Origin of the sequence: Nocardiopsis sp. NPDC006198, from assembly GCF_040613895.1 — a bacterium.
Classification (GTDB): Bacteria; Actinomycetota; Actinomycetes; order Streptosporangiales; family Streptosporangiaceae; genus Nocardiopsis; species Nocardiopsis tropica.
This window is the reverse complement of sequence record NZ_JBEXSY010000001.1, coordinates 285,199-305,408: the sequence shown is the minus strand read 5'-3', so window position 1 is coordinate 305,408 and position 20,210 is coordinate 285,199. Positions and strand designations below refer to the sequence as shown.

Sequence of the window (20,210 nt, the reverse complement as noted above, 5' to 3'; positions counted from 1 at the left end):
CCCCGAACCGAACCAGCCGACCGCCCGCGCCCGGCAGACCCGTCCGTCCGCGGCCGCGCCCGCCACCGGAAGAGCCGGCGCCCGACCCCCGATCCTTCTCGCGCAAAGGGATTCCCATGCCCGTGGACGCCGACGCCTCCGCCCCCTCCCCCGCCTTCGCCCTGACCTGCCTCCTGTGCGGATGGCAGTGCGAACCGCAGTTCAGGCTGCGCTGCGAACGATGTACGGGCGCGCTCGACCCCCGCCTGGACCTGGACGGCGCCGCCCCGCGGGAGAGCGGCCGACCGGAACTGGCCTACCAGGACTTCCTGCCGGTCGAGCCGCGGTTCCTCCCCGCGGCGGGGATCAGCGTGCGCACGCCCTGCCGCCCCGCCCCCGAGCTCGGCGCCCTGCTGGGCCTGCCCAACCTCTGGGTCAAGGACGAGTCCCGCCAGCCGACCGGAACCACCAAGGACCGGCTCGCCTCCGTGGTCCTGGCCGTGTTCCGGCAGTTCGGCATCGAGGAGTGGGTGGCCTCCAGCACCGGCAACAGCTCCACGTCCCTGGCCCGCGCCGTCGAGCGCGACGGCGCGATGCGCGCGCACTTCTTCTGCGGCCGCGAGTTCGCGGGCGACCACCGCGCCGAACCCGGCGAACGCACCCCCCTGACCGTCGTGGACGGCAGCTACGCGGAGGCCAGCCGCGCCGCGCAGCGCTTCGCCGAGGAGAACGGGCTCGTGTGGGAGGGCGGCTTCTTCAACTGGGCGCGCCGCGAGGGCCTGAAGCTGACCTACCTGGAGGCCTTCGACTCCATGGACGTCCAGCCCGACGTCGTCGTGCAGGCCGTCAGCAGCGGCATGGGGATGCTGGCGGCGCGCAAGGGCGCCGAGGAGTACGTGGCGACCGGGCGGCTCACCGCGGTGCCCCGCATGCTGATGGTCCAGCAGGACACCTGCGCGCCCATGGCCAGGGCATGGCGGGAGGGGCGCGAGGAGCTCACCGAGGACGACGTGGTCAAGGACCCCGCCGGCCTCGCCCGCGCCATCCTGCTGGGCGATGCCCGGGCCACCTACCCGTACATGAGGGACGTCGCCGCCGGCACCGGCGGCGGCATCGTCGAGGTCGGCCAGGAGGAGCTGGTCGAGGCGCGCGCACTGCTCCACAAGGTGGAGGGGCTGGACGTGTGCCACTCCTCCGCCGCCACCGTCGCCGCCCTGCGCAACGAGGCGGCGGCCGGACGCCTCACCCCCGACCAGGTGGTCCTGGCCAACCTGACCGGCGGAGACGACCCCCGCACCGCCCGCAGACCCGACTAGCGCGCCGCCCGCGGACCGCAGCGGGCTGACCCGGACCACCGACCCACAGAACCGCACCACGCCGAGGACCCCGTTGACACTCACACACCTCACCAAGCACCAGTCCGACCGCCTCGGCGAGTTCCGCGCCTTCGCCGACGAACACCTGGCCCCCCTCGCGGACGGTTTCGACGCCGGGCAGACCCTCTCCCCCGAGGTGGTCGCCCTGCTCGCGGAGCGGGGATACCTCGGGGCCACCGTCCCCGGGGAGCTCGGCGGCGCGGGCATGCCCATGGTCGAGTACGGACTGCTCTCGGAGCAGCTCGGCCGCGCCTGCCAGACCGTGCGCAACTTCGTGGCGTGCCAGGACATGGTCGCGCTGTCCCTGGCCAGGTGGGGCACCCCGGAACAGCGGGACCGGTGGCTGGGGGGCATCGTCTCGGGCGAGGTCACGGCCGCGTTCGCCCTGACCGAACCCGATGTGGGCAGCGACGCCAAAGCGGTCGCGACCACCGCGACCCGGGACGGCGAGGAGATCGTCCTGCGGGGCGACAAGAAGTGGATCAGCTTCGCGCAGACCGCCGACCTCTTCCTCGTGTTCGCCTCGCTCGAGGGACAGCACACCGCCTTCCTCGTGGAGCGCAACACCCCGGGCCTGTCCGTGGAGCCCGTCCGGGGGCTGATGGGCCTGCGCGGATCGCTGCTGGGCCGCATCACCCTGGACGACTGCCGCATCCCCTCCGCCCGACTGCTCGGCAGGGCCGGGATGGGACTCGCCTTCGTCGCCTCCAACGCCCTCGACCTGGGCAGGTACAGCACCGCCTGGGGCGCGGTGGGCCTGGCGCAGGCCTGCCTGGAGGAGTCCGCCCGGTACGCGGGCCGGCGCGTGCAGTACGGGACCGAGATCGCCAACCACCAGCTGGTCCAGCAGATGCTCGCCGACATGGCCACGGACACCATGGCCGCACGGCTGCTGTGCCACCACGCCGGGGTCAGTGTGGAACAGGGCGACCCCGACGCCGTGCACCACACCCTCATGGCCAAGTACCGGGGCTCGACCGTGGCGGTGCGGGCGGCCGACCACGCGGTCCAGATCCACGGGGCGCAGGGCATCGGCGCCGAGGCGCCCGTACAGAGGTACTACCGGGACGCCAAGGTGCTGGAGATCATCGAGGGCACCTCCCAGATCCAGCAGACCCTGCTGAGCGCCTACGCCGTGAAGGCGGCCCGCTCATGAACACGCGGACCGGGCCGCTCACGCACGGCCAGCTCTCCGTCCTGCGCTCCCTCGCCGTGCACGGCCCCGGCGCACAGGCGGTCGCGAACCTGGCCAGCGCCTGGGAGGTGCCGTTCGGGGTCGGAACCGCCCAGGTCATGGACGCCTGGCTGCGCCTGGTCGAGGCCCACGAGGGCCTGCGGAGCTCGTACACGGCCGAAGGGACCCCCACCCAGCGCGTGCACCCCTTCGAGCCGTCGCAGGTCCCGGCGGTCGAACTGACCGAGGACACCGCGGCCGCCGCGCTGGGACTGGCCGCCGGGTACGCGGCCGAACCGATCCCGGTCGACGCGGGCCGGCCCTGGCGCGCGGCCGTGGCCACCTTCGAGGGCGAGCCCCTCTACCTGGTGACCGCCATCCACCACGTGGCTGCGGACAACGCCGCGCTGGCCGTCCTGGAGGAGGACTTCGGCCGCCTCCTCCAGGGACGGGACCCCGAGCCCGGGCCCCAGCCCCTGGACCTGGCCCTGGAGCAGCGGGAGCGCCCTGAGGCCGGCGAGCGGAGCCTGCGCCACTGGGCGGGGGTCTGGAAGGACCTGGGGGACCGCGATCCGGCCGACACCAGCAGGCGCCGCCGGGCCTCGGTCTACAGCCTGGAAGGCCTGGCCGCCGCGCGGAAGCTCTCGGAGGACCTGCGGGTGTCGGTCCAGTCCGTACTGCTCGGCGTCGGCGCCCTGGCGGTCTCCCGGTTCGAGGCGCGCGACAGGCTCACCTTCGCCCTCATGGCCGCCAACCGGGTCGACGAGCGCTGGGCGAAGGTGGTCGGCTCGCTCAACCAGTACGCCCCGGTGACCGTGGCCGTCGACGAGGACGCCCACCCCCTGGACTTCCTCAAGGCCACCTACGTGCAGTGCCTGTCGGCCTACATGCACGGCTCCTACGACGTCGACGCGCTCGCGGCGCGGCTGCGCGACCAGGGGGAGCCCGACCCCGAGCCGACCGGCTTCGCCAGGCACTTCAACTTCCTGGGCGCGGTGGACGCGGAGCCCGCACCGGGTTCCCCCCTGCTGACCGGGGCCCAGTGGCGCGGGTCCGGCCAGCGCACCGGCGCGAACCTGCACCTGGCGATAGCCGTGGGCGAGGGGGTGCTGATCGGCGTGGGGGCCAGCGAGCACCTCATGCCCGGCGACGGCCCGGCCAGGACGGCCGCCGCCATCGAGGCCGGACTGATCGGCATCGCCGAGGGGTCCGCCCAGACCCTGCGGGAGGTGGGCCTGGACCCGGTGCGGCAGGTGTGAGAAGCGCAGCCCGCCCGTGCCGCGGGCGGGCCGTCAGCCGGTCCGGCCGCCGAGGATCGCGCGGACCGCCTCCGCGATGTTCGCGGCGCTGGCGAAAACCTCGGGCGTCAGGAACTCGTCCGGGAATTCGATACCGAACTCGCCTTCGATCGCCACCATGACGGAGATATTGGACAGGGAATCCATCCCGGCTGCCCAGAGATCCGATTGCGGGGTCAGCTGTTCGGTGTTCCTGAAACCGGGGAGGCCGGATATGACGACGCCAAGGACTTCCTCGTCGGTAATAGCACGAACATCGGATCCCATGAATCGACCGCCCAACCCTCTGTGCTCCCGGTATTTCGAGTGAACAGTACTGAGCGGCCCGCAGAACTGTCAACAGCCCTTCCTCGGGGAAACAGGGCTGACGAAAGGAGTTCGTGCCGGGCCGTCCTCGCGCCGTCGGCAGGGACCCGCACCCGTGGGGGTCGCCGATGTCGGCGGCACGGTCTCCGGTTCCCCGTGCCCCTCCCCGTGAGGGGGCGCGGCGGCTCCCCGGCCGTGGACATGGCGGAGGACGGACCGCGGGAACGGCCGCTCCCCACCCGCACGCGCGCGAGCCGCGGCCGTCGGATCCCGCCCCCGCTAGTGTCCGTGGACCGCCGAGAGGGCCAGGTCCACGAGCGAGTCCTGGACCGTGCGCAGGTACCGTTCCGCGAGTTCGGGCGGCAGAAAGGCCGTGTCGACGAGGAGCGAGAGGCTGCGCGGATGCGAGGAGAGGAGGAACTGGATCTTCTCCTCGCTGTGTTCGAACAGCCATCGGAACCGGGCGTTCCCGGCGTCGGAGAGAAGCTCCGCGGCGGGGATGTCCTCCGCTTCCGCCGGCCCGCCTCCCGGTTTGCCGATGTAGTTGATCGTGGCGTTCGAACGCGCGGGGGGCACGGCCTCCTCCCTGATGCGGCGCATTTCCGGAGGCCAGTAGTAGGGGCACCGCAGCATCGAGACCGCACTGCGCTGCACCTCGCCCGCCATGTCGGGCAGCTCCCGGTCCAGACGGCGCAGCACGAGCGGGAGCTCCTGTGAGTAGTGCCCCACGGCGGTTTGCGTCCTGGCGTCGTAGCGGTTGAGGGTCCGCAGCGAGAAACCGAACTCCGTCACCCCGCAGAGCCGGTGCAGGGTGATCGCCGCGACGGCGATCAGGACCGACGAAGCACTGACGCCCAGGTGCCGGGCCAGGAGGCGGGCGGCCTTGTCGGGCGCCTGCGAGAGGAGCTCGCCCATCCAGTAGCGGTTCGGCTGGGGCCGCACTCGCGCGGAATCGGGGAAGGGGCCCGCGGGGACGTCGGCCAGGCTCTCACGCAGGAATTTGTGCGCCCGCTCGAGCTTGCGCCGACCGGCGGGTGATTCCTCGTACGCGAGCTGGTCCAGTGGCTGCCACGGGTCGGCGGGAAGGACGTCGTCGGGGTGCTGTCCTTCGAGGAGTCTGCCGGTCTGCTCGACGAGGAGGCGAAGGCCCCAGATGTCGACGACCATGTGCGAGAGGACGAGGACGAGGACCCGGGGGGCTCCCTCCTGGGTGACCACCGAGAACCTGACCGGCAACTCGGTGTCCAGGCAGAACCGCTCGCCCGCGCTCGCCCGCGCGGTCTCCTCCGCCACCCGCTCGGCGTCCTCCTCCGTGTCGATCACCGCCACGGGGATCGTCCCCCGCGCGTGCGCCTGTTGGACGGGCTCCCCCTCCTCGTCCACGGTGTACAGGGTGCGCAGCGAGGCGTGGCGTTCCACCAGCGCGCGGACCGCACGAAGGACCACCTCGAGCTCCGTGCCATCGGGCACGTCCAACAGGAGCTCGGAGTTGAGGTGCTCGTCGTTCGGGGCGAGGTCGGCGATGATGTCCCAGATGAAACGCTGACCGCAGGTCAGCCTGCCGTACTGCGGATCTGCGCCGCCCCACGCCTCGAAGGGGATGTCGGCGCGGCGTTCGGCGACCATGGTGGACCCTCTTCCGTCGGAGCGGGTGTCTCGTCAACGAGCGCTGCGGGGACCGGCGTTCGGACTTCGTTCGAAACCCGCCGTTGCTCTGCCTTCGAAAAAGCAGGACACCGGATTCCCGAAAATAATGCTTGCGGAGAATTCTAGCAGTTCCATCCGAAATTTCCAGACCTTTCTCCCGACAAGACGCACCGCCGCTTCCCGAACACACCCGCAATGCATGGGGCAGCATAGAGCAGTCGGGGAGGTGTCGACGGCGAGAGGGACGCAATGGCCACGGAGGAATACCGGGGTCGAATTCGCAGAGTTACGGTTTCCGGGTCGGCCCGGTCCCGGACGGACGCCCTTCGAACAGTTCGGGGCGGCACCGCACGGGTCTGCGCCGAGCACGGACAGGGCGGCGAGCGGACAGACACCGCCCAGGACAGTTTCCTTTTCGGTGAGCGGTGACGTTCGCGCTGGTCGTAGAAGGCCGATCACGTCCAGCGGGCCGGTGCACGCCGCATACCACACCCATCGGATTGTTTCCTGCCGGGTGTGATGGAGGCTCCGGCGTGTACCGGCTCCGGTGCGCGAGGCGGCGGTGGCCGGAGGATCCCTAGAACCCCTAGGGCAACACAGCACTCACAGTGCGTGATCATGCCAGGCGCAGGGCACCTCGCAGGATCTTCGAGATGAGCTCTTACGCGGGAAGAGACCGTGACCCGGCGCCCGGGACGGTGCGGGCCCCGTCCACCTTTCTGTCGGCGAAGATCACGGCCCTGCCGCTCGGTCCGGCGACTTCCCCCAGCGGCTCCGGCGCCAGGCGTCGTACTCCGCGGGTGCGCCGGCGGGCGGCGGGCCGCCGACCGGCCCCTCCCGTGTCGACGCCTTCTCGTGACGGCATCTGCCGGGAGTCGTCGGAGAACGCCACCCGACCCGGCCGAACCCCACCGCTCAGGCGCCGCGCCTGCCCCACTCGATGGCGGGGCAGGTGTCCATCACCATCGGCACTCCGGCCTCCCGCGTGCGCCGGAACGCCTCCTCGTCGAGGACGCCGAGCTGGAACCACACACCGCCGGCGCCGATCGCGACGGCCTGGTCGGCGAACTCGCCGGCCGCCTCCGAACGGCGGAAGACGTCGACGACGTCGATGGTGCCGACGGCGGCGGCCGCGTCGGCCAGCGTCGCGTAGGCCCTCTCCCCGAGGACCTCCTCACCCACGGCGGCGGCCCCGGGGTGGACCGGGACGATCCGCTTGCCCCTGGCCTGCAGCAACTCTGCGATCCGGTAGGCGGTACGCCCCGGGTCGTTCGACAGGCCGACGACCGCCCAGGTCCGGGTGTCGTCGAGGAGGTGGTCGATGGTCTTCGGGTCCAGCCACGGCTCGGTCATGTTCGTGGAGAACATCCCCGGTGCGCCACCGATTCCCGCGCCCCGGCTCGGGACCCGGGAGAGCGGTGGACGCGGACGAGGGGCGGGTGGCGCCTATGCGGCTCCCGCCCCTCCCACCCCCACGTGGCCGGGGTACGTGCGTCAGGGCTTCACAGCGATGGTCACCTGTTCGGTGACACCGTTCACCGTGACGGCGAGGTCGACCGTCCCCTCCCCCAGCGCGCTGAACCGGCCTGTCGCCGGGTCGAACGCGGCGACGTCATCGGCCCCGGCCTCCCCGGCCGGGCCGATGTGGACGCCGTCGGAACCGGACCAGTCCGCGCTCACCGGGTAGAGGACCGGCACCGCGGTGCCGTCGTTGTCCACCGTCGCGGTGACCTCGACCTCTTCACCGACACCCACCGAGGCCGGCGCCTCCAGTACCAGCCCGTCCACATGGGGGCGCAGCTCGGTCGCCACCCAGTCCTCCGCGGGATCGCCGCCGGTGTCCACACCCCACAACGACCAGCCGGTGAAGCCGCCGTCCGCGGGACCGGCCGAGGGGTTCTTGCCGACGTTACCGTTGATGACGTAGGGAACACCGTCCACCCGGTCCGCGTGGAACACGCCGACGTGCGCGCCGATGAACGCCGCGCCCTTGCCGCTCCCGGACTGGAACTCGGCCAGCCAGCCCTCGACGGTGGCCGCCTCCTTGCGGTCCGACAGCTCGCTCGCCCGGGTCGGCAGCGGATCGCGCAGGGGCACGTGCTGGGCCACCACGACCGACGACACGGCGGGGTCGTCGGCCGCGCGGTCGAGCTCTTCGCGCAGCAGCGGCAGCTGCGACCAGTCGCCGGCCCGGTAGGAGAACCGCGCCGTGTCCAGGAAGATGAACCTGGTGCCGTGGTGGTCGACCACGTGCCGGGTCTGCCCGAACGCCTCCCGGAAGTTGTCCAGCGTGCCCTCGGACACCTCGTGGTTGCCCGGCACGTAGTAGTAGGGCAGCTCGCCCTCCAGCTCCTCGTCGAGGATGCGCCGGGCCAGCGCGAAGTCCTCCGGGGCGGCCTCGTCGACCAGGTCGCCGTTGATGACGAGGAACTCGGCGTCACTGGCCCGGATCTCGCGGAGCGCGCGCCGTGTCTGGGCGACGATCTCGCTGTCCGGGTCACGGGCGACGAACTGGGCGTCGGACAGGACGGCGAACCGCCAGTCCTGGCCGGCCACGGTCTGGCCGGGCGCCACCACCGGGTCGACGACCGGTTCGTCAGGCGGCAGGTCCACCGGCGGCGGCACCATCGCGGTCAGCTCGTCCACGACCACCTCGCCGTGATAGCCGGCGCCCGGATCGGTCTCGGCGAAGTAGAGGCGGCGCAGCGACAGCGGGTACTGCGTGCCCGGCGACACCTGGAAGACCAGCTGCTGCCAACCCGGTTCGTCGAGGTATCCGGCACGCAGCGCGGGCAGCAACTGGCCGGAGCCGTCCCAGACCTGGAGGCTGGCCCACTCCCCGTTGCCCTCGGCGTGCACCCAGGCCCGCAGTTCCTGCGGCTGGCCTGGGATCTCCAGTTCCCTGCCGGGCGGCAGGACACCGCCGGTACGGGTCCCGGTCGAGGCGGTGAAGTCGTAGGTCAGCCCCACCGCGGCGCCGTCCCGCCCCTCGGCCGCCGCGACGCCTCCGTCCGCGCGCTCGCCGAAGTAGGACCAATCGGCCGCATCCTCGAAATCGGCGACGACGGTCTCCCCCAGGCCGACGGTGACCGCGAAGCTCGTCTCCACACCGGCGACCCGGACGGTGGCGACCGTGGCCCCGCTGTCCGTGGCGGCCCGGACCTCGAACCGCCCGTCCTCGGTCACCGAGACCCGAGCGACGCTCTCGTCGATGTCAAGCTCGACATCGGCCGGCTCGACCGGCGCGGCGAACCCGCGGGAGTCGTAACCGGTCACCCCGACCACGGCGGACGCCTCGGCGTCGGCGAGCCCCACCCGCCCGGACGTGGTCTCGAGCCGGGCCAGCTCGCCCAGCACCGTCAACTCGATGTCCCCCGTGGCACTCCGCTGGCGGGCCGTGACGGTGGCGGTGCCCGCAGAACGCGCGGTGAACACGCCGTCCCGGTCCACCGTGCCGACCCGGTTGTCACCGGACCGCCAGTGCGGATCCGCCTGCACCGGTGCGTAGGTCTCGTCGTGACCGGCTGCGGTGAGCGTCCGCCTCAGGCCGGGGAACACCCGGTCGGGCCGGGTGGGTGCGACATAGGCGGGGCCGTCGCCGCGTCCGGGTTCGATCTGTGTCTCGACCCAGAAGCCGTCGAGCCTGCCGCTGCCCTCGGGGGCGAACAGGGCGAGTCCGTTGGGGACGAGGCGCTCCTGCCCGTCCGAGGGCCGGTTCTCGACCCGCACCTGCTCCGCGCCGGGCTCCCGCGCCACCATGGTGGTCGAGCCGCCGCCGTCGAGGTTGAGCGCGGTGTGCGCACCGGCCTCGACCATCATCTCGCCCAGTTCGTCCAGGCCGACGCCCTCGGCGAACGACGGCTGCCGACCGTCCACGCTGAGCAGGTACATCTGCGAGCCGTCCTCGGAGAACCCGATGGCCGTGCGCGGCGCGCCCGGGGTGTTGTTGCCCTGGCTGGCCCGCTGGACCTCCCCGTCGACGACGAGCAGCTGTCGGCCGTTCAGCGCGGCGTGGAGCTCCTGGTCCCCACCGGCCCGCGCGTCGTAGTCGATGCCGACCGGGTCGCCCACGGCCAGATCCGACAGCGCCACGGCGCCGCCCTCGCGACCGACCAGGACGAAGGAATCGTCGGCGATCGCGCCCTCGCGCGGCTCCTCCACGATCTCGGAGACGACACCGTCGGTGACGACGACCTCCAGCGTCTCCGTCGCCCCCTCGACCGCCCGGCACCGGCAATACGTCCCCCAGAGGGGGGTGAACGCGGCGATCCCGCCGGTCTCCAGCGCCGGTTTGTTGATCGCGTCCAGCGACGGCGTCTCCCCGGTCGGCAGCTGGACGGTCCCCTCGAAGAACACCTCGCCGATCGAGCCGAGCCCGTCGGGCGTGAAGACCGCCGCCGATCCGCGGTAGTCGTTGGTGGCCGGGGACTGGATCACCTCACCGCCCTGCACAGCCACGCCCTGCGGCGCTCCGGAGGCGTTGATGTCGAAGAAGTCGCCGTTCACCGCGGCGACCGCACCGGCCCGGTCCGCCTGGACGCTCAACGGCTCCCGCTCGGTCACCCGCCCGGGGAACAGGTAGTCGACGCTGACCCCGCCGGTGAGGTCGGCGGTCAACAGGTCGGCCTGCAACCAGGTGGGCGTCCCGGTGTACCCGTCCGGCCCGTAGGCCTCGAACGAGTTCAGCGTGACACCGGGGGCGACCGGGCGCTCGGCGTCGAACGTCTCCAGCCGCGGCTCAGGATCCTCGACCGTGGCGACCGAACCGCCCGGCGGGATCTCGACGGTCTCACTGAACCCGGTGTGCTCGCGCGGGTCCTCACGCGCCGTGCTCGCGTCGGCGGCCGGGGTGAGGGAGAGGGTGAGTACCAGGACGGAACCCGCGGCCACCGCGGTACCCGTGCGTGAGCGGATCGACCACCGGCGAATCATGGGAAGCCTCCGTGCGGCTCGGGGGATAGCGGAGAGCCCTCTGCGTTGACTTCCTACCATCAAGCCGATCGTTTGTGTAGGAAGTGAACGGACCCCGAATCCTGTTCATCTCCCTGGCCGGAGCCGTCCACGCGGAGGCCTGACCAGCGGACACACCCACCCGCCATCGGCGTCGAAACGGTCCCCGGGCAGGACCGCCCGTCTCCAGATTTCACCTGAAGACACCGGGTTCGTCATGCGGGGTCCCACCGCACGCGCCAGACCCACGCGTCCCCCGGAGCGCGGCAGTGCGGACAGGACTGTGCCGCCCCCTGCTGCGGCGGTCCGCGCCGGAGCTCACGGGCCGTCAGGCGGAGACAGGGGTCAGCCGGAACACGGGGATGAGGCGGTCCGTGCGCCGCTCGTACAGGACGTAGTTGGGCCAGACCACGCACATGAGCGCCCAGGCCCGCTCACGCTCGTGCGACGTGAGTTCCTCGGCCTCGACCTCGACGCTCCGCCCCGACTTCTCCACGAGGGCGGTGGGAGCCTCCCTGAGGTTGTGCGCCCACTGAGGTGTCCTGGGCGCACCGAAGGACGAACCGGCGACGAGCAGATGCGCGCCGTCGCGAACACACAGCAGGGGCGTCCGGCGAGGCTCACCGCTGACCCGTCCGCTGACCGTGAGCATGATGTTCGGCAGACCGGCGACGTCGAGTATCCCGATGTACCCGCGGCTGACCCGTTGGAGGCCCCGGTCGAGCCGGGTGATCTGGGGCAGCAGTCTCGACGTCCACGAGATGGCGCCGATCCGCACGGCGAGCGGGGTCAACAGTCCCATGGCCGCATCGTACGGGCGGCGATGCCGCGTCCACCATGTTCCACGCCGCCACGGCGGACCGGCCCCGGACCGGACACGAGCCCCCTCGCCGAAGCCGGTCGCCCTCGGGAACGGGCCCCGAAGAAGACGGACGACGGAAGGCGACTTCGGCACACGCCGCAGTCTCCACCGCCCCCGGCACGAAACATACTGCCCGAGCCGACGATCGTGGCCAGCACCGTGACGAAACCAGGGACTAGTTCTTTGACGGCTCCCTGGTTTCTCCGGTCGACGCCAGCGCTGGCCGGCGGGAACAGGAGGAGCCATACCTTCGTAGCAAAACTGCAGGCCAGAGGGCAAGCCGGCCGTCTCGACATGGAGGCCATACTCACGGCCTGGCAAGCATGGTGCGGCAGAAGCGCTTGGGCCGTTACACCTTCTCAAACATGCCCCCAATAGGATCGCCAAAAAGAATCTCTCCACCAATAAAGGTCCGACTTGTCAACTGGCCATTCTCCTCCATGGTTCAATTCTTCGAAATTATCAACAGAAAAATCAATTAAGCGCCAGCCGGGCTCTTTCCTTTCATGAGGAAGATTATTTCGCACTCTACCAAAAAAGGGATAGTCAGACGCTCCAATTTCTACATATTTACACTGGGCATCATAGAGTGAGTTATTATTCACACCCCCGGAAAGCGCGGGCCACCGGAGTTGCACGGCATCGTCTTCCCAGAAACAGACAGGACACACCTCGTGAGATCCGGGGGGATTTTTGTGCACCCTAAAGCCACAGCACGGACAGGGGAATGAGCTCATCATACACCCTCATTTAATTAAGTTCTAGGCCGCCTATCATGATAGGCATCGGGATCATCTGGATCAAAGTAGGCGACAATGCTTTTAGCACCGAACTCGACGCCGTCTTCATTCAAGTAGTACGAGGCATAACCATCACGCCTTGAAAGAACCTCGGGGTGCAACCCATTACCATCACAAAGAAGGCCTTCAGCAGCTTATTGATGCTCCGCCGTGGACTCATAGCTCATGCCGCCACCATGCTTGTTGAAATTATTATTCAAGTTCGACTCACTGAGGCGATCCCAGTAAGTTTGAGTCCGCACGAAAGCCATGAACCCGGCAAATCAGAATCAAGGGGAGGGGTAGTCGTTCCTCAGGCATAGACGTGGAGCCCCAGGTGGAAGGCGAGGTGTCGAATCTTGCCGGACTACCGTGAAAGGCTCCACGCGGTCCCTATAGTGTCATCCTCGACGTCCCCAGGGAAACCGTTCTCTTCCTCTCCCGCCTCCTGGCCACCGAACGCAGGCTACGCGGCACCCACAAGGGGACCCGAGCCGTGACCTGCTTCCACTAGGCCCTGATGGCCCTGCGCCACTTCTGCTCACCCAGCGGTAGCGGCTCCTTCAGCACATCACCGCCGGCCCCAGCAAGATCGGAGGCATCGCCAGGGCTGCCCTCGTTCTCGCACATTGCGATCATGGGCCCCTCCTTTAGAACTTGTTGGGATCACCTCAGTGGACTCCGGAAAACGAAGGAAAAGTAACTATCCTCCCCCGAGAACAGATCAAAAAATACTTCCCACCGCTTCTCGGCACACCCATCGCTCCCAAAATGCCAACTTTCCTTCCCAAAAGCAAAACCCCCATCGACCTTCTTCCACAAATCACCACCCAAAATTGAACTTCCTCCAAATTCAAGAGCACTGAAAACGCCACAAGCAACAATCGAGGGAAAAGCGAACTCGTGCGCCCCTTCATCAGAAAGGTCCACCGCACAAGCAAACAGATCCTCTGATATAAGCTGGCTCATGTCGCCCCAGTCCCTGCCAGCCGGACTCACTTCGTCCTCCTATCAAAGAGCCTGTGGTTAAGAGCTCATCTCAAAAGCCCTGCAACGTACCCCTGTGCCTGGCACGATCACGTGCTGTGGGTGATGTGTTGCCCGATGGGCTCTGGGAGATCGTCCGGCCACTACTGCCTCCCACACCAAAAACCGGCTGACCCAGTATGGACCAGAGCGCCGTGCTGACCACGGTGCTGTTCGTCCAGACCTCAGGATGCTCCCGGAAGAAGGCCGACCGCCTGTTCGGCGTCACCCGCGCCACTGCTGGTTGAAAGGCCTGGACCCAGGTGGGCCTGTGGCTCACGACCCACCGCACGATCCTGGATGAGCTGGGCAGACGCGCCCTGCTGGACTGGTCCCGCGCCACCGTCGACTCCCAGTCGGTCCGCGCCAGGAGAGGGGGAGAACACGGGGCCAGACCCCACTGGTCGCGGCACACCCGGTTCCAAGCTCCACGGAGACGAGGCCTACCACTCCCGAAGCCGGCGCCGCTGGCTGCACGAACGTGGCATAGAGGTGCGCTTGGCCCGCCCCGGGACCGAGTCTTCCCAATACCTGGGGTGGCACCGGTACAAAGTCGAGCACTCCATCGCCTGGCTGGACTCCTACCGCACGCTGAACGTCCGCTGGGAGTGCAAGGCCTCCACCTTCCTGGCCATGCTCGGCATCGCCTGCATCGTCATCTGCTACAAGCACCTGACCAAGCATGCCGATGGCTTTTGAGATGAGCTCTGAACGGCCTCATCCCCCTGAGCACCACCGCAGGCGTCCTCGCAGTCCTGCACCCCGCCCTACTGCCCATGCTGATCCTCATCGCCGCCCCGCGCTCGTGTACGAGCCGACCTGCGTCTCGACCCCGAAGCCGAAATCGAAGCCTTCGACCGCACCCGCCGCCACGCCGCCAGCCGCCCCACTGACACCGCGCAGAAGCGGCGCTCCTCGCGGGAGGAGCGCCGCCCAGTTTCGCCGCACGGCACGGTTCTCAACGTCATCGGCGTCCACCTCTACCTGGAGCAGCCCGACGGAACAGTGTTGCTCCGGCTGCGCCGTCCCAACTCCGACTTCGCTCCGTCCACCTGGCACGTCCTGGCTGTTCATCAGGCAAGTCATGTGTCGGGTTTGGAAGTGTCGACGGACAGCGAGAGCGCCGAGCCGACCAAGAGCGCCTCACCGAAGCTCGAGGTCGTCGACCTGGCTCTGGAGCGTGGCACGGTCTACACCGTTACCAACCGCAGCTGCGGACTGCTCTCGCCGCCGAAGGCCGTCGGCCCGTGGCTGACCTACTGGCACCTCGACGGCGACCACAGTACGTACCAGGAGGTGATCTGCACCAGGCCGTCACCGAGTCCAGCGGCCTCATCGGAAACGAGCAGGGTCCCTGGGACAACGTCGACCCGTGGGTCGGGGAGGCCGAGAGCGAGATGAGTTCGATGAAGCTGACGGACACCACGAGCCGCGTCGGTTCACGGGTGTCGACGCCGAGAGGGACGAGTTCTTCGAACTGTGCTCCGACGTCGGCGAGGACGTCGCCGACCTCGTCGTCGGCTGAGGCGATGCCGGGGCCTCGCCCGCCTGGTCCACGGCCATGGGGCGCGTTCACCGGGGCATACCCGTCAGAACGCTTGGTGGGCCCTGCGTCGCACCTCCTGGGCCCACACCCCGCTCGTGCTGGATCCTGCCCTCGCCGCTGTCCGACGATTCAGTCCGCGGAGCTCGAGACCCGAGGATCGAGGCCGTACTGGTCCGGCAGGCTCAGGTGCTCGCGGAGCGTCCGGGGCTTCTCGTCGTGCTCGGGGAAGAGGCGGCGCTCGCGGAGCACCGGCACGACGCCGTCGACGAATGCGTCGATCCCGTGATGGAAGGAGGCGAAGTTGAGCAGGAACCCGTCGGCGGCTCCCGCCTCGAACCATTCCTGCAGGTGGTCGGCTGCCTGCGCCGGTGTTCCGACCACGGACGGGAAGGGGTCGAGAGCACCGTGGGCGAGAATGTCGCGCGGCGACCACCTCTCGCGGGCGAGTCGCGCAGCTCGCTGGGACGGGGCGTGCCCCGGTGCGGGATTCATCATTGCGAGCTGCTTGGCGGTCAGGGGTGCATCGGACCGTTCCACCCCGATCGGCAGGCCGAGCATGCTCCCCAGTCGAGACAGCGACGGGCGGAGGTCCCGCAGCTCGTCCATCGCGCGGATCCTGTCCAGTGCTTCCCGTGCGGTCGCCGCGACTTCGTACTTCGCGAACGTGATGAAGCGGACTTCCTGGGGATCCCGTCCCGCAGCCTCCACGGCACGGCGCACGATCGCCCTCTGTTCGAGTGCCTGCTCGATGGACATCGGCATTGCGATGACGACGTTGGCGTACATGGCCGCCGCCTGCAGTCCGTAGCCGCTGCTCAACGGCATCACGACAACCGGCTGGCCCTGCTCGGAGGGCGGGACGGGGAGTGGGCCGCGGGAGCCGACGTGCTCGCCGCGCAGGTCGACCGGCCTTATGTGGGCGGGGTCTGCGAACATGCCGCCCTGATCAAGTCGGCCGGCTTCCCGCCCCCAGCTCCCCCACAGCGCATGGACCACCTGGAGGACCTCGTGGAGCCTCTCGTACTTCTGCTCACGGGGCGGCAGCTGCCTGCCGGCGTTGGCGAAGGCGTCGGGCTCGAAGCTCGGCACGGCGTTCCAGCCCACGCGCCCGCGGCTGACGACGTCCATCGTCTTCAGTTGGCGCGCGAGCAGGTACGGCTCGTTGAAGGAAGTGGAGGCGGTGCCGATGAGGCCGACGCGCTCCGTCGCCTGGGACACCGCGGTCAGGGAGGTGAGCGGGTCCATGTTGAACAGCGGAGGTTCGGTGGCGAGATCGCCGTGGAGGAAGAGGCGCTCGGCAAGGAAGATGAAATGCAGGCCTCCCCGTTCGGCCGCCTGGGCCTGCCGCACGGTGGCGGCGATGTCCGCGTACGCCCCCGGGTCCACGTCGGGCAGACGCCAGGCCGCGGGGTGCACACCGAAGTTGTTCGCCAGCCCGACCCCCAGAATCATGTGCTTCCCGGTCATGTCGTGCCTTTCTGCTGAGCAGGGTTCGTGGTGTCCGGGGCGGTGCCGGGGCGAGGGTTCACGCGCCTCGCCGGCCGGCGGGTCAGGCCTCGCGGCCCGGGGCGAGCAGCTCCAATGTGCGGCGCATGTGTTCTTCGCCGGGGACGTGGTTGACGAGGATCAGCTCGTCGGCGTGCACCCGCGCTGCGATGTCTGCCAGCCCGGTGCGGACCTGCTCCCCCGTTCCGGCGAGCGTGGCGTCGAGCATCCGTAGCATCTGCTGTGCCTGCGGTGTCTCGCGCACCGCTGCGACCTCCTCGTCGGAGAGCGGCCGCTCCCTGCCGAAGAACGCATCGAGGGAGGCGTCCTCGGCTTCGCGGCGCCGACGCGCCGCCGTTTCGGCGTCGTCGGTGGCGATGACGTTGAGCGCCACCATCAGGTGGGGCTTCGCGTCTGGCCCGGCGAGTGGCCCGTCAGGAGCGAATCCGCTGCGGTACGCCTGTGCGGCCTGGTCCAGCGACCCGGGGGCGAAGTGGGCCGCGAATGCGTACGGAATACCGAGCTGCGCAGCCAGCTGCGCCCCGAATATCGAGGATCCGAGCATGTACAGGGGCACGCGACTGCCGGTGCCGGGGTAAGCCCGGACGCCGGGAACCGGCGATCGGTCGCCGAGGAAGCCGTGGAGCTCGAGCACGTCGGAGGGGAACCGCTCGGCTTCATCGCCGGTGCGCCGCAGGGCACGCACGGTGGCACCGTCCGTGCCGGGGGCCCTGCCCAGACCCAGATCGATGCGTCCCGGGTAGAGCGCCTCGAGGGTGCCGAACTGCTCGGCCACCATCAGCGGCGAGTGATTGGGAAGCATGATCCCGCCGGCACCGACGCGGATGCGCTCGGTGCGGGAGGCCACGTGCTGGATCAGGAGCGCGGTGGCGGAGGAGGCGATGGTCCGCATGTTGTGGTGCTCGGAGAACCAGACCCGGTGATATCCGAGCCGATCCGCATCCTGGGCCAGTCTCTCGCTGCGCCTGATGGCGGCGGATGCGTCCGGGTCGGCCCGCTCCACACGGACGAGATCGAGCACGGAGAGGGGCACGACGGATGACACGGGACGACCTTTCGGACGGAGTTCGGCGGAAACGAGGTGGAACGGGCTCGGTCGATGAGCGGCTTCAGCTCCCGGCGCCGCGAATGCGCGGGTCCGGTCCGAGCTGCTCGGGCAGCCCGAGCCGGCCCCTCAGGGTGGTGGGTCCGTCGTCGGCGCGTAGGAGACCGCGTTCGCGCAGGATCGGGCTCACCAGGTCCGCGAAGGCGTCGATGCCGTCGTGGAGGTCATCGATGACGAGGACGAAACCGTCCACGGCCTCGGCCTCGAACCACTCCTGCATCAGGTGCGCGGCAGCTTCAGGAGTCCCGACGAGCCCGGGATTCGAATCCAGGACGCCGTGCGCGAGGATGTCCCTCGGGGAGAAGCCCTCGTGGGCCAGCGCGAGGGCCTGTTCCAGCTGCTCAGCGGGGAGCGGCCGATCCGCTGCGGCTGGGTCGATGTGCACGCCCAGCATCACGGACAGCTGCGCCAGGCGGGGCATCGGATCCGTCCGGTCCTCGAGAGTTCGGCGGCGCTCGAGCGCGCTCTCGTGCGTCACCCCGAGTCCGAATCCGATGAATGCGAAGAACAGGATCTCCTCGGGGTCCCGTCCGACCGCGATCGCGGACCTGCGGACCATGTCGCGCTGCGCGTGCCCGTCCTCGATGGTGTTCGGCATGCCGATCACAGCACCGGCATACATTCCTGCCGCCTGGATCGAGGGCCCGCCGGCGGCGGGCATGAAGACCACCGGCTGGCCCTGCGGGGAGGGCGGGATCTGGAGCGGTCCGCGAGAGCCCACGTGGCGACCGTGGAGATCAATCGGCCGGATGCGAGACATGTCCGCGAAGGTCCCGGAGGCGGGATCCGGGTCGCCGGCCTCCCGCTCCCAGCTCCCCCACAGCGCCTGGACGATCTGGACGGCCTCGTGGAGCCGTTCATACTTGCCCTCCCTGGAGGGGATAGGGCGGCCGTGGTTCGCGAACGCCTCGGGCTCGTAGCTGGGAACGGCATTCCATCCAGCGCGTCCGTGGCTGATGACATCGAGGGCTCGCAACTGCCGTGCGAGGGCGTACGGCTCACTGAAGGACGTGGATGCGGAGGGCACCAGTCCGATGCGTTCGGTCTCCCGAGCCACAGCCGTCAGAGCCATCAACGGCTCCATGGAGAAGGTCGGCGGGCCGGCGCCCAGGTCGTCGCGGAGGAAGACGCGGTCCGGCAGGAAGGCGAAGTCGACTCCCCCTCGTTCGGCCGCCTGTGCCGCGCGGACCTGCACACCCACGTCGGTGTACGCCCCGGGGTCGGCATGCGGCATTCGCCAGGCTCCGGGATGGACGCCGAAGCTGTCCCCGAGCGCCACGCCGAGCGAGATGGTCCTTCTCATAAGCGGTCCCTCTGCGGCCGATGGATGATGAGACGAAAACGGAGAGCCCGTCCGCTTCGAAGCATACGGAGAGTGTCTCCATTTTGCAAAAGCGCCATGCCCGTGCACGCAGGACCGCCGCTCATGACCTCAGGTTCCGGGCGCGGCGCGCCATCCATCGCGGACGAAGCGCTCCAGGGCATCCGCGTCCGCCTCGTGAGGGTCGTTCGACGCCGACGCCGCCCATGCCGCACCGAGGGTGGCTCGATAGAACCCCCGACCGGTGACGAAGTCCTGCACCGCGCCGTCCCGCCGGGCCTGTTCGACCAGCGCGTCCGTCCACGCGATGACGGTCGAGCACTTCACCCCCAGAGGTCCGGCCTTGGCGTCAAGGGACGCCCTCAGGGGGTCCGGAAGACCCGCATAGCTGGTCATCCACTGCCGCAGCGCGACGGACCACCGCTCCAGCCGCTCCCCGCCCTCCAGGTCCGCGCTCCTCAGGGATGCAAAAACCTCCTCGAGGTCTCCCATCTCGGCAGTGAGAACTTCAGCGATCAGATCCTCGCGCGAGGGAAAGTGCCGGTAGAGGGTGCCGGCCCCCACGCCGGCGCGCTTCGCGACCGCATCCAGCGACACCTCGAGGCCCTGCTCGATGAAGCACTCCCGAGCGATGCTCACGATCTTCTCCCTGTTCCGCGCGGCATCCGCGCGCACCGGAGCCTTTGCCATAGCTCACCTTCCCCGAGCATCGAAGCTCGAATTGACAAAACGGAGAGCGCCTCCGTATCGTTTTAAACGGAGACAGTCTCCACTAGAATCGTACATCCCGAGGAGCCATCATGCCGTCACTGCTGGGCACGGATCTCCGGCACACCTTCGCCGCCTACCCCACCGGCATGGTCATGATCGCAGCCGAGGTGGATGGTCACGACGAGGCGATGCTGGCCAACTCGTTCACCACCGTGAGCCTCGACCCGCCGCTCGTCTCCATCTCCTTCACGCACGTCTCCACGACCTGGCCGCGTCTTCGGAGGGCCGCGGAGCTCGGAATCACGGTGCTCGGCGAACCTCAGCGGGATCTCGTGCCCCAGCTGCGCCGCTCGGGTCCGGCCCGCCTGGCGGGCATCGATCTGGAGCGCGCGTCGGACCAGGCCCGAACGCTGACCGGCGCCGCAGCCGTGCTCGTCGTCAGACCCCACCGCTTCATTCCTGCCGGAGACCACGAGCTCGTGCTCTTCGAGGTCGTGGACCACCACCGGGACGATGCCGTCTCCCCGCTCACCTACTTCGCACGAAGGGTGGGAGTCGCCGCCCGTGACTGACTCGCGCCCCTGCGCGGACCCACGCCCCGCCGCCCCACCCCACCGCTCAGCA

General features: G+C 69.4%; 18 protein-coding genes. 6 read left to right on the top strand and 12 right to left on the bottom strand.

Going from position 1 to position 20,210, the window contains the following annotated elements; all coding sequences use genetic code 11:
* Positions 1-116 precede the first annotated feature (116 nt).
* From ABZ234_RS01455 to ABZ234_RS01445, 3 genes are all read left to right on the top strand, one after another.
* Complete coding sequence (locus tag ABZ234_RS01455; protein WP_355010542.1) at positions 117-1,295, top strand: pyridoxal-phosphate dependent enzyme; 1,179 nt, start codon at positions 117-119, stop codon at positions 1,293-1,295.
* Positions 1,296-1,368: 73 nt separating this feature from the next.
* On the top strand, positions 1,369-2,511 hold the full coding sequence (locus ABZ234_RS01450; protein WP_355010541.1) for an acyl-CoA dehydrogenase family protein: 1,143 nt from the start codon (positions 1,369-1,371) through the stop codon (positions 2,509-2,511).
* Entirely contained in the window at positions 2,508-3,788 is a 1,281-nt protein-coding gene (locus tag ABZ234_RS01445; protein WP_355010540.1) for a condensation domain-containing protein, read from the top strand. Before ABZ234_RS01450 ends, ABZ234_RS01445 begins: the two co-directional genes overlap by 4 nt.
* Before the next feature lie 33 nt (positions 3,789-3,821).
* On the opposite strand, the gene ABZ234_RS01440 is transcribed toward ABZ234_RS01445, so the two are convergent.
* The 7 genes from ABZ234_RS01440 to ABZ234_RS01410 form a co-directional block, all read right to left on the bottom strand.
* Positions 3,822-4,094: a phosphopantetheine-binding protein gene (locus tag ABZ234_RS01440; RefSeq protein WP_355010539.1), complete on the bottom strand. Its 273-nt coding sequence runs from the start codon at positions 4,092-4,094 to the stop codon at positions 3,822-3,824.
* A gap of 318 nt (positions 4,095-4,412) precedes the next feature.
* Entirely contained in the window at positions 4,413-5,759 is a 1,347-nt protein-coding gene (locus ABZ234_RS01435; RefSeq protein WP_355010538.1) for a condensation domain-containing protein, read from the bottom strand.
* A 936-nt stretch (positions 5,760-6,695) separates the two neighbouring features.
* Positions 6,696-7,148, bottom strand: a complete 453-nt coding sequence (locus ABZ234_RS01430) for a CoA-binding protein (protein WP_355010537.1) — start codon at positions 7,146-7,148, stop codon at positions 6,696-6,698.
* 126 nt (positions 7,149-7,274) lie between these two features.
* Complete coding sequence (locus ABZ234_RS01425; RefSeq protein ID WP_355010536.1) at positions 7,275-10,712, bottom strand: phosphodiester glycosidase family protein; 3,438 nt, start codon at positions 10,710-10,712, stop codon at positions 7,275-7,277.
* 346 nt (positions 10,713-11,058) lie between these two features.
* Complete coding sequence (locus tag ABZ234_RS01420) at positions 11,059-11,532, bottom strand: nitroreductase family deazaflavin-dependent oxidoreductase (RefSeq protein WP_355010535.1); 474 nt, start codon at positions 11,530-11,532, stop codon at positions 11,059-11,061.
* 419 nt (positions 11,533-11,951) lie between these two features.
* Positions 11,952-12,329, bottom strand: coding sequence for a CPCC family cysteine-rich protein (locus ABZ234_RS01415; RefSeq protein WP_355010534.1), 378 nt, complete (start codon positions 12,327-12,329; stop codon positions 11,952-11,954).
* Positions 12,330-13,037: 708 nt separating this feature from the next.
* Positions 13,038-13,340, bottom strand: a complete 303-nt coding sequence (locus ABZ234_RS01410) for a hypothetical protein (protein WP_355010533.1) — start codon at positions 13,338-13,340, stop codon at positions 13,038-13,040.
* A gap of 555 nt (positions 13,341-13,895) precedes the next feature.
* Between ABZ234_RS01410 and ABZ234_RS01405 the strand changes: the two genes are divergently transcribed.
* Positions 13,896-14,096: a hypothetical protein gene (locus ABZ234_RS01405; RefSeq protein WP_355010532.1), complete on the top strand. Its 201-nt coding sequence runs from the start codon at positions 13,896-13,898 to the stop codon at positions 14,094-14,096.
* A gap of 87 nt (positions 14,097-14,183) precedes the next feature.
* Here the strand turns inward: ABZ234_RS01405 and ABZ234_RS01400 are convergent, their stop codons facing one another.
* A complete protein-coding gene (locus ABZ234_RS01400; protein ID WP_355010531.1) occupies positions 14,184-14,471 on the bottom strand; it encodes a hypothetical protein in 288 nt (95 codons plus the stop codon).
* 298 nt (positions 14,472-14,769) lie between these two features.
* Between ABZ234_RS01400 and ABZ234_RS01395 the strand changes: the two genes are divergently transcribed.
* Positions 14,770-14,922 (top strand): hypothetical protein, encoded by a 153-nt coding sequence (locus tag ABZ234_RS01395; RefSeq protein ID WP_355010530.1) that lies wholly within the window; start codon positions 14,770-14,772, stop codon positions 14,920-14,922.
* 150 nt (positions 14,923-15,072) lie between these two features.
* On the opposite strand, the gene ABZ234_RS01390 is transcribed toward ABZ234_RS01395, so the two are convergent.
* The 4 genes from ABZ234_RS01390 to ABZ234_RS01375 form a co-directional block, all read right to left on the bottom strand.
* The gene (locus ABZ234_RS01390) at positions 15,073-16,410 is read right to left on the bottom strand and encodes an NtaA/DmoA family FMN-dependent monooxygenase (RefSeq protein WP_355010529.1); all 1,338 of its coding nucleotides are present in this window, start codon (positions 16,408-16,410) and stop codon (positions 15,073-15,075) included.
* A gap of 82 nt (positions 16,411-16,492) precedes the next feature.
* The gene (locus tag ABZ234_RS01385) at positions 16,493-17,494 is read right to left on the bottom strand and encodes an LLM class flavin-dependent oxidoreductase (protein WP_355010528.1); all 1,002 of its coding nucleotides are present in this window, start codon (positions 17,492-17,494) and stop codon (positions 16,493-16,495) included.
* A 64-nt stretch (positions 17,495-17,558) separates the two neighbouring features.
* Positions 17,559-18,857: an NtaA/DmoA family FMN-dependent monooxygenase gene (locus ABZ234_RS01380; RefSeq protein WP_355010527.1), complete on the bottom strand. Its 1,299-nt coding sequence runs from the start codon at positions 18,855-18,857 to the stop codon at positions 17,559-17,561.
* Positions 18,858-18,986: 129 nt separating this feature from the next.
* The gene (locus ABZ234_RS01375; RefSeq protein ID WP_355010526.1) at positions 18,987-19,514 is read right to left on the bottom strand and encodes a helix-turn-helix domain-containing protein; all 528 of its coding nucleotides are present in this window, start codon (positions 19,512-19,514) and stop codon (positions 18,987-18,989) included.
* A gap of 161 nt (positions 19,515-19,675) precedes the next feature.
* Between ABZ234_RS01375 and ABZ234_RS01370 the strand changes: the two genes are divergently transcribed.
* Positions 19,676-20,158 carry a flavin reductase family protein gene (locus ABZ234_RS01370; protein WP_355010525.1) on the top strand — a complete coding sequence of 161 codons (483 nt, stop codon included), beginning with the start codon at positions 19,676-19,678 and terminating at the stop codon, positions 20,156-20,158.
* Positions 20,159-20,210 lie beyond the last annotated feature (52 nt).

Coding starts and splice junctions, on each gene's coding strand:
- ABZ234_RS01455 (WP_355010542.1), top strand. CDS start 117: ATGCCCGTGGACGCCGACGCCTCCGCCCCCTCCCCCGCCTTCGCCCTG.
- ABZ234_RS01445 (WP_355010540.1), top strand. CDS start 2,508: ATGAACACGCGGACCGGGCCGCTCACGCACGGCCAGCTCTCCGTCCTG.
- ABZ234_RS01440 (WP_355010539.1), bottom strand. CDS start 4,094: ATGGGATCCGATGTTCGTGCTATTACCGACGAGGAAGTCCTTGGCGTC.
- ABZ234_RS01435 (WP_355010538.1), bottom strand. CDS start 5,759: ATGGTCGCCGAACGCCGCGCCGACATCCCCTTCGAGGCGTGGGGCGGC.
- ABZ234_RS01430 (WP_355010537.1), bottom strand. CDS start 7,148: ATGTTCTCCACGAACATGACCGAGCCGTGGCTGGACCCGAAGACCATC.
- ABZ234_RS01425 (WP_355010536.1), bottom strand. CDS start 10,712: ATGATTCGCCGGTGGTCGATCCGCTCACGCACGGGTACCGCGGTGGCC.
- ABZ234_RS01420 (WP_355010535.1), bottom strand. CDS start 11,532: ATGGGACTGTTGACCCCGCTCGCCGTGCGGATCGGCGCCATCTCGTGG.
- ABZ234_RS01415 (WP_355010534.1), bottom strand. CDS start 12,329: ATGAGCTCATTCCCCTGTCCGTGCTGTGGCTTTAGGGTGCACAAAAAT.
- ABZ234_RS01410 (WP_355010533.1), bottom strand. CDS start 13,340: ATGAGCCAGCTTATATCAGAGGATCTGTTTGCTTGTGCGGTGGACCTT.
- ABZ234_RS01400 (WP_355010531.1), bottom strand. CDS start 14,471: ATGAACAGCCAGGACGTGCCAGGTGGACGGAGCGAAGTCGGAGTTGGG.
- ABZ234_RS01390 (WP_355010529.1), bottom strand. CDS start 16,410: ATGACCGGGAAGCACATGATTCTGGGGGTCGGGCTGGCGAACAACTTC.
- ABZ234_RS01380 (WP_355010527.1), bottom strand. CDS start 18,857: ATGAGAAGGACCATCTCGCTCGGCGTGGCGCTCGGGGACAGCTTCGGC.
- ABZ234_RS01370 (WP_355010525.1), top strand. CDS start 19,676: ATGCCGTCACTGCTGGGCACGGATCTCCGGCACACCTTCGCCGCCTAC.